This window comes from Sinomonas sp. R1AF57 (assembly GCF_002224485.1).
GTDB classification, from domain to species: Bacteria; Actinomycetota; Actinomycetes; order Actinomycetales; family Micrococcaceae; genus Sinomonas; species Sinomonas flava.
On sequence record NZ_CP022463.1, the window covers coordinates 1,352,727 to 1,364,983 of the forward strand.

The following is a 12,257-nucleotide window of genomic DNA, read 5'->3' on the forward strand; positions in this document are numbered from 1 at the left end:
CGCGGCCCAGGGGACCGGCACATACGAGCGCCTGTACAGGCGCAGCCTCGAGGACCGCGAGGGCTTCTGGCTCGAGGCCGCGGATTCGATCGCGTGGACCACTCGGCCCACCGCAGCGCTGGATGCCGGCGAGCGCCCGCTGTACCGCTGGTTCCCGGGCGGCGAGCTGAACACCTGCTACAACGCGCTCGACCGCCATGTGGAGGCCGGGCGGGGCGCGGACGCCGCCCTCGTCTACGACTCGGCTGCCCTCGGCACGCAGCGTGTGTACACCTACGCCGAATTGACCGACCTCGTCGCCCGGTTCGCCGGGGCCCTGCGGAGCCTGGGCGTCGGCAAGGGCGACCGCGTGGTCCTCTACCTGCCGATGATCCCCGAGGCCGTGATCTCGATGCTCGCGTGCGCGCGCCTCGGCGCAGTCCATTCGGTCGTGTTCGGCGGCTTCGCGCCGCGCGAGCTCGCCGCCCGGATCGCCGACGCGCGCCCGAAGCTCATCGTGACGGCCAGCGGCGGCATCGAGCCGAACCGCCGGGTCGAGTACCTTCCCGCCGTCGAGGAGGCCCTCGAGGTCGCCGGCGTGCCCGATCTCCCGGTCGTCGTCGTGCCCCGCGAGGGCTTCGGCCATACGCTCGCCGACTACCCCGGCTGGCTCGGCTTCGACGAGGCCCTCGCCGGTGCCGACCCCGTCGCCCCGGTGCCTGTGGCGGCGTCGGACCCGCTGTACATCCTCTACACCTCAGGGACCACCGGCACGCCGAAGGGCGTGCAGCGCGACAACGGGGGGCACGCGGTGGCCCTCTCGTGGACCATGCGCAGCCTCTACGGGGTCGGCCCGGGGGAGGTGATGTGGACCGCCTCCGACGTCGGCTGGGTCGTGGGCCACTCGTACATCGTCTACGGCCCGCTCCTGGCGGGAGCGACGACGGTCCTGTACGAGGGCAAGCCGGTCGGCACACCCGACGCGGGGGCGTTCTGGAGGGTCGTGCAGGACCACCGCGTCAAGGTCCTCTTCACGGCGCCGACGGCGCTGAGGGCCATCCGCCGCGCGGACCCGGAGCTCGGGCTGCTTGCCGGATACGACGTCTCGTCCCTGGTGCGGCTCTACGCGGCGGGGGAGCGGCTCGACCCGGAGACGTACCGCTGGGCGGGGGAGAAGCTCGGCATCCCCGTCGTGGACCACTGGTGGCAGACCGAGACGGGCTGGGCGATCTGCGGGAACCCGGCCGGAGTCGAGGAGCTGCCGCTCAAGGCGGGCTCGCCCTCACTGCCCATGCCCGGCTACGAGCTCGAGATCCTCGACGGGGCCGGCGCCCCGCTGGGACCGGGCGAGGAGGGGAACATCGCGCTGCGGCTGCCCCTGCCGCCCGGCACGCTCACGACCCTGTGGCACAACGATGAGCGGTTCGTCGCCTCGTACCTCTCTGCCTTCCCGGGCTTCTACGCCACCGGCGACTCGGGCTACCGCGACCCCGACGGGTACGTCTACGTCATGGGGCGCACCGACGACATCATCAACGTCGCCGGCCACCGCCTCTCGACCGGGGCCATCGAGGCCGTCCTGGCCCGTCATCCGGCCGTCGCCGAGTGCGCCGTCATCGGACTCAAGGACCAGCTCAAGGGGCAGCGGGCTGTCGGCTTCGTCGTGCTCAAGGCCGGAGTGTCCGTCCCCGGGGACCAGCTCGCGGCCGAGCTCGTGGCGCTCGTGCGGCGCGAGGTCGGGCCGGTGGCCGACTTCAAGCAGGCGGTCGTCGTGGACGCCCTGCCCAAGACCCGCTCGGGGAAGATCCTGCGCAAGACCATGCGCCAGATCGCCGATGGGGAGGACTACGCCGTCCCGTCGACGATCGAGGATGCCACGGTCATCGACCGCCTCGTGCCGGTCCTGACCCAGCGGACATGACGGCGAAGTTACTCACCAGTAGCATGGGGCCATGCATCTCCTCCTGCGCACGCTCCTGCTGCTGATCACGTCCCGCCGGCGCCCGCCCCTGACCGTGTGGGAGACCTCTTCCCTGCCGCTTCGGGTGCTGCCCACGGACATCGACCTCGCCATGCACGTCAACAACGGCATGTACTTCTCCCTCATGGACCTGGGCCGGTTCGACCTCATGGTCCGCGCGGGCGCGTGGGACAGGATGAGGGCCAGAGGGTGGTCGCCGGTGGTGAACCTCGAGACGATCACCTTCCGCAAGTCGCTGACGCTCTGGCAGCGCTACACGGTCGAGAGCCGCATCATCGGATTCGACGAGAAGGCGATGTTCTTCGAGCAGCGCATGGTGGCCGACGGCGAGGTGTACGCCCGCGCCTACATCGCGGCCCGCCTCGTCTCCTCCGCCGGGCCCGTGCCCAACGAGGAGATCTTCGCCGAGGTGGGACGCCCGCCGGCGGACCTCGTGCTGCCGGAGTTCCTCCACCGGTGGCGCGAGGAGAACGCGCTGCCGAGCACCCGGCGCCCCGCTCCGCACGCCTGGTAGGGCCCCGGGCTCCTAGGAGCCGAGCTCCTTGATGGCTGCGGCCAGCGTCGGGTAGCGGAAGCCGAAGCCTGCCTCGTTGAGCACGCCGGGTACCGCGCGCACGCTGTCCAGCGCGAGGGCGGGGTTGGTGCGCATCACTCCCGCGCCGAGCCGCACGAGGGCGGCCGGGGCGGGGATGCCGACCGGGACCCCCACGAGCTCGCGCAGGTGCGCCATGAGCTCCCGGTTGGTCACGGGCTGCGGTGAGGCGGCATTGACCACACCGTCCGGCAGGGCCGCGAGCCCTGAGCCGCCGGGATCGGCCGCGAGGCCGAGGGCGGCCCGGGCGATCCGCACCCAGTCCGCGGCGTGGATCCAGGTGAACCACTGCCCGCCCGTGCCGAGGTGGCCCCCGGCGCCGATCCGGGCGGGAACTGTCAGGCGCGTCATGAGCGGCGCGTCGCGGTGGAGCACGACGGCGGTGCGCAGCACCGTCCGGTGCTCCGCGGCGGCCCCGTCCGCGGCGCCCTCCCACGCCCTCACGACGGCGGCGAGCCCGCCGGCGAGCTGCGGTGGCTGGGTCGACTCGTCCGCGACGTCCCCGCTGTCGCCGTAGATCCCGACGGCGCTCTGCTGGAGCCAGTGCTCGACGGGCCGGTCCCACGAGCGGCTCGCCTCGACGAGCGCCCGGGTCGGCTCGACCCGGCTGGCGGTCAGCAGGGCGAGGTTCTCGTCCGTCCCCGGGCGGTCCAGGCTCACCCCGGACAGGTTGGCGAGGCGCAGGCGGGGCTCGGCACCCAGCCGGGCCGACCACTCGCCGTCGTGCGCGCCGTCCCAGGTGATCTGCTCGAAGGGCGAGTCGCTCGCGGAACGGGTCAGCACCGCGACGCGCCGGCCGTCGCAGGCCAGGTCAGCGGCCAGCAGGGTTCCGAGGAAGCCCGAGCCCCCGACGATGACGGTGAGGTCGCGTCCGTCGGCGTCCGCGGACGGCGCCGGCGGGGCGGCGAGGCGGTACAGGCGCGCGCACTGCAGCTCGAAGCCGCGCACGAGCGGCTCTCCTGCGGTGAGGCCGAACTGCTGGGCGAGCGGCCCGGCCACCGAGACGCGCTGGGTCAGGACAGTACCCCCGTCCCGCTCCTCGAGGGTCCACTCGATGTCCTGTGAGCCGCCAGGCTGGGGCTGCCGGAGGGCGAGCCGCCGTCCATCCTGGACGGCGGTCAGGCTGAAGGCCGGCGCGGTCCGTCGGTGCAGCGGCCCGATGAGCCGGTGACTGGGGGAGTAGCGGCCGGACGTCCCCTCGCGGAGGGGCCCGTCGAGATCGGCGTGCGCCACTGCCGGGTTCCACTGGGGCCACAGCTCGAGCCGCGAGATGACCTCCCACAGCTGCTGGGCCGGGAGGCGGAACCACTGCGATGCGCTGCGCTGCCAGGTCACGCGGTCAGTCTAGCTGTCGCCCCGGTCCGTCCCCCGCCTCCGCCTCTACCGTCATGGCGGCGTCGATGATCCGGCTGCATGCCTCTCGGAGGAGGTCCTGCTGCTCCGGTGAGAGAGGGTCGAAGACCGTCCTGCGCACGAACTCCACGTGGCCCGGGGCGGCGTCGACGATCGCGGCACGGCCTGCATCGGTGAGGTGGACGTCCTGTCCGCGCGCGTCGAGGGTCGAACAGGTGCGGAAGATGAGCCCCTTGGCCTCCATGCGCTTGAGGATGTGCGAGAGGCGGCTCCGCTCCCAGCCGAGCTCCTGTGCCGCCGTGCCCGACCGGAGGACACCGTCCGGGCATTCGGAGAGGGTCGCGAGCACCGAGTACTCGGGACCGGACAGGCGCGAGTCTCGGGTGAGCTGGCGGTCGATCGCGGGCGGCAGGCCCCACATGAGCCGGCGCAGCGCAAGCCAGACCTCCCGCTCGCGCGCGTCCAGCCAGCGCGGCTCGGCCTCGGTTGCAGCCTGTGTGCCCACGATCACTCCTCCAGATCCCCCATCAGTGCTTGACACATCAATTATGCCCATGTTCTAGTTGAACCATCAAGTTTTGATTGATGCGTCAACAAGGAGAGACCCTATGACCAAGATCGCCGTCGTCACTGGCAGCACCCGCCCCGGCCGCAACAACCGCCAGGTCGCCGAGTGGGTCCTCGAGCGCGCCCGGCAGCAGAAGCCCGAGGTGGAGTTCGAGCTCGTCGACATCGCCGACTACAGCCTCCCGCTCCTGAACGAGGCCATGCCCGCTGCCTACCAGTCGTACAGCAACGAGTCCACCAAGGAGTTCTCGGCCCGCATCGACGAGTTCGACGGCTACATCTTCATCTCCCCCGAGTACAACCACTCGGTCGCGCCAGCACTCGCCAACGCGCTCTCGTACCTCAACGCCGAGTTCGCCAACAAGGCCGCCGGCATCGTCTCCTACGGTTCGGCCTTCGGCGTGCGCGCCGTCGAGCACCTCCGCGGCATCCTCTCGGAGCTCCAGGTCGCCCACGTCCAGAAGACCGGCATGTTCTCGCTCTTCAGCGACTTCGAGAACTTCTCCGTGTTCAAGCCCACCGAGATGCAGGCCGCCTCGGTCGACCCGATGCTCGACCAGCTCGTGGTCTGGACCAAGGCCCTCGAGTCGGTCCGGGCTTCCCTCAACGTGGCCGTCTGACCCTTCCCCTTTCCAGACAGCCAGCGCGCGACGGCGGCATCTGGGTGAGCTCATGAGGCTCACCCGGGTGCCGCCGTCGTGCGTGTCGGGGCCGTGGGGCATAGCCGTCGGCGGTGCAGGCCAGCGAGGATGGTCGGGGCGGCCACCGTGGGCGCCGAGAAAGGGAGTGAACCATGCAGATCGCACTCACCGGCGGAAGCGGGAAGCTCGGGCGGGCAGTGGTCGAGCACCTCCGCAGCGCCGGGCACACCGTATGGAACCTCGACACGGTGGGGGAGCGCGGCCCGGGCTACGTGCGCATCGACCTCACCGACTACGGCCAGGTCGCCGACGCGCTCGCGGGCATCGACGACCGCCACAGCGGGGTCGACGCCGTCGTGCATCTCGCGGCCATCCCTGCCCCCGGGCTGGCCCCGGACGCCGCGACGTTCCGCAACAACATGCTCGCGACCTACAACGTGTTCCAGGCGGCCCGCCGGGCGGGCGTCAAGCGGATCGTCTATGCCTCGAGCGAGACCGTCCTGGGCCTGCCGTTCGACACGCCGCCTCCGTACATCCCGGTCGACGAGGAGTACCCCGCCCGACCCGAGAGCACATACTCGCTGGTCAAGCACCTCGAGGAGCAGATGGCCATCCAGCTGTGCCGCTGGGACCCCGAGCTGAGCGTGAGCGCCTTCAGGTTCTCCAACGTGATGGTCCCGGCCGACTATGCAGCCTTCCCGGGCTTCGACGCCGACCCGCGTGGGCGCAAGTGGAACCTCTGGGGATACATAGACGCGCGCGACGGCGCGCAGGCGGTCGAGCGCGCGCTCGAGGGCGCCCGGCCGGGCTTCGAGGCGTACATCATCGCCGCTGCGGACACGGTCATGTCCCGCAGCTCCGCCGACCTCGCTGCCGAGGTGTTCCCCGGGGTGACCGTCACGAAGGAGCTCGGCGAGCACGAGACGCTCCTGTCCATCGACAAGGCCCGCCGCGTCCTCGGGTACGACCCTCAGCACTCCTGGAGGGACGAGGTCGGCTGAGCCCCAGAGCCTCTCGCTTAGGATCCCAAATTGGGATCCCAAATCCTTGACTGTGGTCTGGGACACTGCGTAAGCTCTCTCTTGGGATCCCAAATCGGAATCCCAAGAGAGAGCTCTCCCACACATTGCGCACCGCCCACCCGGGCTCGGCATCCGCCTGTTCGGCTGCCGCACTTCCCACCGCTGTGAAGGAGGACGTGTGTCCCTTCGAGAAGAAGCCACCGCCCCGCGGCCGCTCGCCAAGGATGGCGGGCAGCCCGCGCCCAAGCGCACCAGTGTGCGCTGGAAGCTGTTCATCCTGCTCCTGGTCCTGGTCACCGTGAACTACGTGGACCGAGGATCGATCTCCGTCGCGCTGCCGGTCATCCAGAAGGAGTTCGACCTCTCGCCTGAACTGGTCGGGCTCCTGCTCTCAGCCTTCTTCTGGACCTATGCGCTGATGCAGGTCCCCGTCGGCTGGCTCATCGACCGCTTCGGCCCGCGCAAGGTCATCACGGCCTCCTGCGTCGGCTGGGGCGCGGCCACAGCTGCGTCCGGCATGGCCGGCGGATTCCTGAGCATGTTCATCGCCCGCATGGGCATCGGCGTCACCGAGGCCGGCATCATGCCGGCGGGCGGGAAGCTCAACGCCCTGTGGATGCACTCCAAGGAGCGGGGCCGCGGCGCCACGATCCTCGACGCGGGTGCCCCTCTCGGCGCCGGCGTGGGAGCCGTCATCATCACCTGGCTCATCAGCGCCGCCGGCGGCTGGCGCGCGGCATTCGTCATCGCCGGCATTGCGACTGTCCTGCTCGGCGCGCTCACCTGGTGGTACATCCGGGACAATCCCCGGGCCCACAAGGCAGTCAACGAGGCGGAGGCCGAGTACATCGAGGCCTCGCACCGGGCCGAGGACGAGGCCGCCGGCGTGAACGGCGAGGCACGCCGCGCGCTCCTGCCCTACCTGAAGTTCCGCTCGTTCTGGGCGATGTGCCTCGGCTGGCTCGGATTCAACGGCGTCTTCTACGGCCTGCTGACCTGGGGCCCGCTCTACCTGTCCCAGGCCAAGGGGTTCGACCTGAAGACCATCGGGTGGTCCACGTTCGTGATCTTCGGCGCCGGGTTCGTCGGGGAGATCCTCGGCGGCACGCTCGCAGACAGGCTCCGTGCCCGCGGGCTGGGGGCGAACCTCGTGATGCGGACGCTCCTGGGCATCTCGAGTGTGATCGTGGCCGGCGGGCTCGTCGGGGTCACGGTCGTCTCGGATCCGATCGCCGCGGTCGTGCTCCTCTCCGTGGTCCTCTTCTTCCTGCGGTGGGTGGGCCTGTTCTGGGCCGTGCCCGCGACGCTGGGCGGACGCACGAACGCAGGCGTCCTCGGCGGGGCGATGAACCTCAGCGGCAACATCGCCGGCTTCGTCACCCCGATCGCCGTGGGCTTCATCGTCGGCGCCACCGGGGGCTACACCTGGGCCCTCCTCTACTTCGTCGGCTCGGCGATCGTCATGGGGGTCTCGGTGCTCGCGCTCGACTACAGCAAGCGACTCCCCGTCTGATCCCGGCTGTGCCCGGCCGGCGGGCTTGCCGCCGGCCGGGCACCGCCCCCGTGGTCGAATGGACCACAGCACGAACCGTCACGGCGGGCCGAGGCCCGTACTCACCTGAGGAGCGATCATGGCACAGCCAGTCGAGGAGCCCGGCCGGGACCGCCCGCTGCGGGAGGTCATCCGCGACACGCTGCGCTCGCGGATCTTCGAGGGGTACTACGCCCCCGGGACGCGCCTCATCGAGCGGGACCTCGCCGGGGAGTTCAACGTCTCGAGGCTCCCCGTGCGCGAGGCCCTGCGCATGCTGCAGCAGGAGGGCCTGCTCGCTCCCCGCGCCACACGGGGCTCGGTGGTGGCCGGGCTCAGCGAGAAGGAGGTCGAGGACCTCTTCGACGTCCGGGCGTCCCTCGAGGTCCTCGCCTGCCGGCTCGCGTCCCAGCGCGCCACGCCCGAGGACGTGTCCCGCCTGGAGGCTCTCCTGGACCAGGCGTCGGATGCCCTGCGTCGCGGGAGCGTCCATGAGGCGCACCGGTTCAACAACGACTTCCACGACGAGGTCACGGCGATCGCGGACAACGCGTTCCTCCGGACCGCGCTCGAGCCGCTCCAAGGGCGCATGCACTGGCTCTTCCGGCACGTGACCGACCTGCCTGAGCTCATCCAGGAGCACCGCGACCTCCTCGCCGCGATTGCCAGCGGCGATCCCGACGCCGCCGCAGCCCAGTCCGCACGGCACATCGGCAAGTACCGGGCGCAGTACCCGGACACCGTCTGACTATCCCGACACGGCCTCCGCGAGAGCGCTGGCCGTTCCCCTCAAGGAACCCGTACATGAGACTTCTGGTCATCAACCCCAACATCAGCGAGGACGTGACCGCGCTGATCCGCTCGGAGGCGGAGCGGTCCGCAGCCCCCGCCACCGAACTTGTCGTCCGCACCGCGGGCCACGGTGTCGAGTACATCGAGACGCGCCTCGAATCGCTGATCGCCGCCGGCGCCGTGGCCGAGCTCATCGCTGAGCACGCCGGCCAGGTCGACGGCGTCGTGGTCGCAGCCTTCGGCGATCCGGGCATGCCCGCCCTCAAGGAACTCGCCGACGTCCCGGTGCTCGGGATCACCGAGGCAGCCCTCTGCGCCGCCGCGCTCCAGGGGCACCGGTTCTCGATCATCGCGATCTCGGACCGCATCACGGCCTGGTACCGCGACTGCGTCGAGCGGTTCGGCTTCGGCTCCCGGCTGGCGTCGATCCGCTCGATCACAGAGGCGCTGCGGGGCATCGGCAGCGTCCAGGAGGACTTCCGCCCGACGCTCGTCGAACTCGCGCGGCTGGCCGTGGCCGGGGACGGCGCCGACGTCGTGATCCTCGCCGGTGCGCCGCTCGCGGGCCTGGCGCGCGAGGTCGCCGACGAGATCCCCGTTCCCGTCGTGGACGGCATCGGCGCCGGCATCCGGCTCGCCGAGGCCGTGGTAGGGCTCGCCTCGGGCCCCCACCGCGCGGGCTCGTTCGCTGCCCCGCCGCTGAAGCGGCGCACCGGCCTCTCGCCGGCGCTCGACGCCGCGCTCGACACGGCCCAGCTCGCAGCCGGCCGCGCGCCCCAGGGCGCGGGGAGCGTGCAGTGATGCCCGGCATTGCAGACCTCGTCATCGCCAACGGTCTCGTGGTCAACGCGGATTCACGCCGGCTCGCCCATGTCGTGGTCGACGGCGGGCGGGTCACCGCCGTCGTCGACGCCGCCGAGCCAGTCCCCGCCGCCGAGCGCACCATCGACGCCGCCGGCCGCGCCGTCATCCCGGGAGGGATCGACGCCCACTGCCACGTGGCGCAGACCACCGGGCAGTGGAGCACCCTGGACGATTTCGCCATCACCTCGGCAGCAGCGCTGTGGGGAGGGACGACGACCATCCTCGACTTCGGCATCCCGAGGGACTCCTCCGAAACCCCCCTAGAGGCGGCGAGGCACAAGCTGGCCCTCGCGGCGGAGTCCCGCTGCGACGTGGCCCTCCATGGGGCCGTCGTCGAGTGGGACGAGACCGTCCCCGCCCAGCTCGAGGAGCTCGCCGTCCTGGGAATCCGGTCCGTCAAGATGTACATGACCAACCGGGGATCCACGATGGCAGACGACGACACGGTGCTGCGGGTCATGCGCGAGATGGTGCGGCTCGACGGACTCACCTACATCCACGCCGAGCACGACGCCATGATCGTCGACTGCACCCAGGAGCACGCCTCGGCAGGCCGGATCGGGATCGGGCACCTGCACGAGACCCGCCCGGAGCTCGCCGAGGAGGCGTCCGTCCGGGAGGTCCTCGCCCTGGCCGAGTACACGGGGGCCCCCGTCTACTTCGTGCACCAGTCCACGCCCGGGGCGATCGACCTCGTGGCAGAGGCCCGCGCCCGGGGTCTGGACGCGCATTCCGAGACCTGCCCCCACTACCTCGTCCTCGACGACGGCGTCTACTCGTCCCAGTTCCCGCACTGGTACGCCTGCTGCCCGCCGATGCGCTCCCCCGAGACCGTCGCGGCGGTCCGCCGGCGCTTCGCCGACGGCTCCGTCCACACCGTCTCGAGCGACCATTCGTGCTACGACCTCACGCAGAAGCGCGGGCGGGCGGACGACGTCCGCCAGATGCCCCACGGCCTGCCCGGCGTCGAGACCCGCATGCCGGTGGCCTTCACGGCCCTCGCCGACGCGTGGGCGGACCGGGAGGCGCACGACGGCGCGCGGCTGCTCGAGCGGTTCGTCGACCTCTTCGCGGCCTCGCCCGCGCGGATCAACGCGATCCCCGGAAAGGGAACCATCGCTCCCGGCTACGACGCGGACCTCGTCGTCTTCGATCCTGCCGAGGCGCGGACGGTCGACAGCGCCGCCCTCCACATGGGCACCGACTTCTCGCCGTTCCACGGGCGCGTGCTGCGCGGGTGGCCCCACACCGTCGTCGCGGGCGGCCGAGTGGTCCTCGATGAGGACGGCTTCCACGACCCAGGCCCCGTCGGCCGGTTCGTGGAGCGGCGTGGCTACGCGGAATCCCGGGACGTATCCGGCACGGGCGTGCGCGTCCCCTCCATCGCCGACCAGAGAGGAAACTGAGATGCCCCAGACCGCCCGCCCCACCCGCATCGGGGTGATCGTGCCTTCGTCCAACACCTGCCTCGAACCGATGAGCTACCGCCTCCTCGGGGACCGCGAGGACGTCACGATCCATTCCACCCGCATCCCGGTGACGCGGATTGCGCTTGACTCCGGATCCGACAGGCAGTTCGACGTCGGGGCCATGCGCTCCGCCGCAGAGCTCCTGGCCACGGCGGACGTCGACGTCATCGCCTGGAACGGCACCTCGGGGTCATGGCTCGGCGTCGGGCATGACAGGGAGATCGCCGCGGAGATCACGGCCGCCACCGGAATCCCGGCCACGACCTCCACGCTCGCCTACCTCGACGCCTTCGCAGCGTTCGGCATCGGGACCATCGGTCTCTTCACGCCGTACACGGCCGACGTGAACGAGCAGGTGATCGCCCGGTACGCCGAGGCGGGCGTGCGGACCAGCGGGCATCGGGCGCTGGGCCTGAGCGACAACGAGTCCTTCGCGAGGGTCGCCCCGGAAGAGCTCGTCCCCGGCTCTCTCGAGCTCACCGCCGAGCGCCCGGACGCGCTGGTGTTCCTCTGCACCAACCTCTACGGGGCCCCGGTCGTCGCGGACCTCGAGTCGCGGACAGGGGTCCCGGTCCTCGACTCGGTCGCCGTCACGCTGTGGCGGTGCCTCGACATCGCAGGGGCGCCGCTCCTGGACCCGCGCTGGGGGAAGCTCCTCGCCTGAGGAGCCGTGGAGGATCGCCGTCAGAGCCCGAGGGCGCGGGCCATCTCGTCGCGCAGGTAGTACTGCCCGGCCACGCTCGGGTGGACACCGTCCGGACCCACGAGTCCGTCCAGCCCGACGAACCACTCCTGCGCTATGGGGTCCACGAAGTCCGCGCCTTCGCGCGCGGCCGCGGCCTCGAGAGTGTCGTGCACCGCGACCCGCTCGGGTTCGGGGTCCGCGGTGTAGGACGGCGGGCCCACGACGACGAGCCGCGCCTTCGGGGAAGACGTTCGAGCGGTCTGCAGGGCCTCGTCGACGGCGGCGCCGAGTTCGGAGTCATCGGCGCCCATGTCGTTCTCCGAGCCGAAGAAGACGACCATCTGGGCATCCGGTCGGGCGGCCTCGGCGACGTGGGAGACGAAGGTCCCGTTGTCGTCGCCCACGGCGAGGAAGCCGTCGCCGTTCTCGGAGGAGTTCACGACGTCGACCCGCCCCATCTCCTCGGCGGAGAGCAGCGTGGGCCAGGCGAAGTCAGGAGAGGTGCCGTAGCCGGTGCTCAGGGAGTCCCCGACGACGACCACGTGGAATGCGTCGGCGCGGGGTGATACTGCGGCGGGGGCTGGCGCCCGCCAGAGCCCGGCCGTGGCGCAGACTGCCCCGGTGAGGGCCACCGCCGTCAACGCGAACGCCGCGCGCGCGAAGGGGAACGTGGGCGGAGGGGCCATCAGAGCACTCCTCCCTGCGCTGTCGGGTCCAATCATCATGACCCAACCATGATCGCAAATGACTGGGGCGCAGAGGCTGTGACCGGGCTGTGGAG

General features: G+C 71.2%; 12 protein-coding genes. 9 read left to right on the forward strand and 3 right to left on the reverse strand.

Translation table 11 applies throughout. The features are described from left to right. The first annotated feature begins 31 nt into the window (after nt 1–31). Both CGQ25_RS06200 and CGQ25_RS06205 read left to right on the forward strand, forming a co-directional pair. Nucleotides 32–1,900 (forward strand): AMP-binding protein, encoded by a 1,869-nt coding sequence (locus CGQ25_RS06200; protein ID WP_255405746.1) that lies wholly within the window; start codon nt 32–34, stop codon nt 1,898–1,900. A gap of 31 nt (nt 1,901–1,931) precedes the next feature. Further along, on the forward strand, nt 1,932–2,474 hold the full coding sequence (locus tag CGQ25_RS06205; RefSeq protein ID WP_208712287.1) for an acyl-CoA thioesterase: 543 nt from the start codon (nt 1,932–1,934) through the stop codon (nt 2,472–2,474). A gap of 12 nt (nt 2,475–2,486) precedes the next feature. On the opposite strand, the gene CGQ25_RS06210 is transcribed toward CGQ25_RS06205, so the two are convergent. Both CGQ25_RS06210 and CGQ25_RS06215 read right to left on the reverse strand, forming a co-directional pair. Then, the gene (locus CGQ25_RS06210; protein ID WP_208712288.1) at nt 2,487–3,887 is read right to left on the reverse strand and encodes a DUF1731 domain-containing protein; all 1,401 of its coding nucleotides are present in this window, start codon (nt 3,885–3,887) and stop codon (nt 2,487–2,489) included. 4 nt (nt 3,888–3,891) lie between these two features. Continuing rightward, nucleotides 3,892–4,410, reverse strand: a complete 519-nt coding sequence (locus tag CGQ25_RS06215; protein WP_255405615.1) for a MarR family winged helix-turn-helix transcriptional regulator — start codon at nt 4,408–4,410, stop codon at nt 3,892–3,894. Nucleotides 4,411–4,513: 103 nt separating this feature from the next. On the opposite strand from CGQ25_RS06215, the gene CGQ25_RS06220 reads away from it, so the two are divergent. From CGQ25_RS06220 to CGQ25_RS06250, 7 genes are all read left to right on the forward strand, one after another. Then, the gene (locus tag CGQ25_RS06220; RefSeq protein WP_208712290.1) at nt 4,514–5,092 is read left to right on the forward strand and encodes an NADPH-dependent FMN reductase; all 579 of its coding nucleotides are present in this window, start codon (nt 4,514–4,516) and stop codon (nt 5,090–5,092) included. Between the two features lie 173 nt (nt 5,093–5,265). After that, nucleotides 5,266–6,114, forward strand: coding sequence for an NAD(P)-dependent oxidoreductase (locus CGQ25_RS06225; protein ID WP_208712291.1), 849 nt, complete (start codon nt 5,266–5,268; stop codon nt 6,112–6,114). Between the two features lie 199 nt (nt 6,115–6,313). Beyond that, on the forward strand, nt 6,314–7,648 hold the full coding sequence (locus CGQ25_RS06230; protein ID WP_208712292.1) for an MFS transporter: 1,335 nt from the start codon (nt 6,314–6,316) through the stop codon (nt 7,646–7,648). A 118-nt stretch (nt 7,649–7,766) separates the two neighbouring features. Further along, nucleotides 7,767–8,414, forward strand: a complete 648-nt coding sequence (locus CGQ25_RS06235) for a GntR family transcriptional regulator (protein ID WP_208712293.1) — start codon at nt 7,767–7,769, stop codon at nt 8,412–8,414. Nucleotides 8,415–8,470: 56 nt separating this feature from the next. Beyond that, on the forward strand, nt 8,471–9,259 hold the full coding sequence (locus CGQ25_RS06240) for an aspartate/glutamate racemase family protein (RefSeq protein ID WP_208712294.1): 789 nt from the start codon (nt 8,471–8,473) through the stop codon (nt 9,257–9,259). Further along, nucleotides 9,259–10,728: an amidohydrolase family protein gene (locus CGQ25_RS06245; RefSeq protein ID WP_208712295.1), complete on the forward strand. Its 1,470-nt coding sequence runs from the start codon at nt 9,259–9,261 to the stop codon at nt 10,726–10,728. The genes CGQ25_RS06240 and CGQ25_RS06245 overlap by 1 nt, the downstream gene beginning before the upstream one ends. 1 nt (nt 10,729) lies before the next feature. Beyond that, entirely contained in the window at nt 10,730–11,455 is a 726-nt protein-coding gene (locus CGQ25_RS06250; RefSeq protein WP_208712296.1) for an aspartate/glutamate racemase family protein, read from the forward strand. Between the two features lie 20 nt (nt 11,456–11,475). Here CGQ25_RS06250 and CGQ25_RS06255 read toward each other — a convergent pair whose 3' ends face one another. After that, complete coding sequence (locus CGQ25_RS06255; protein WP_208712297.1) at nt 11,476–12,162, reverse strand: SGNH/GDSL hydrolase family protein; 687 nt, start codon at nt 12,160–12,162, stop codon at nt 11,476–11,478. Between the last annotated feature and the right edge of the window lie 95 nt (nt 12,163–12,257).

Coding starts and splice junctions, on each gene's coding strand:
- CGQ25_RS06235 (WP_208712293.1), top strand. CDS start 7,767: ATGGCACAGCCAGTCGAGGAGCCCGGCCGGGACCGCCCGCTGCGGGAG.
- CGQ25_RS06205 (WP_208712287.1), top strand. CDS start 1,932: ATGCATCTCCTCCTGCGCACGCTCCTGCTGCTGATCACGTCCCGCCGG.
- CGQ25_RS06220 (WP_208712290.1), top strand. CDS start 4,514: ATGACCAAGATCGCCGTCGTCACTGGCAGCACCCGCCCCGGCCGCAAC.
- CGQ25_RS06250 (WP_208712296.1), top strand. CDS start 10,730: ATGCCCCAGACCGCCCGCCCCACCCGCATCGGGGTGATCGTGCCTTCG.
- CGQ25_RS06245 (WP_208712295.1), top strand. CDS start 9,259: ATGCCCGGCATTGCAGACCTCGTCATCGCCAACGGTCTCGTGGTCAAC.
- CGQ25_RS06240 (WP_208712294.1), top strand. CDS start 8,471: ATGAGACTTCTGGTCATCAACCCCAACATCAGCGAGGACGTGACCGCG.
- CGQ25_RS06225 (WP_208712291.1), top strand. CDS start 5,266: ATGCAGATCGCACTCACCGGCGGAAGCGGGAAGCTCGGGCGGGCAGTG.
- CGQ25_RS06255 (WP_208712297.1), bottom strand. CDS start 12,162: ATGGCCCCTCCGCCCACGTTCCCCTTCGCGCGCGCGGCGTTCGCGTTG.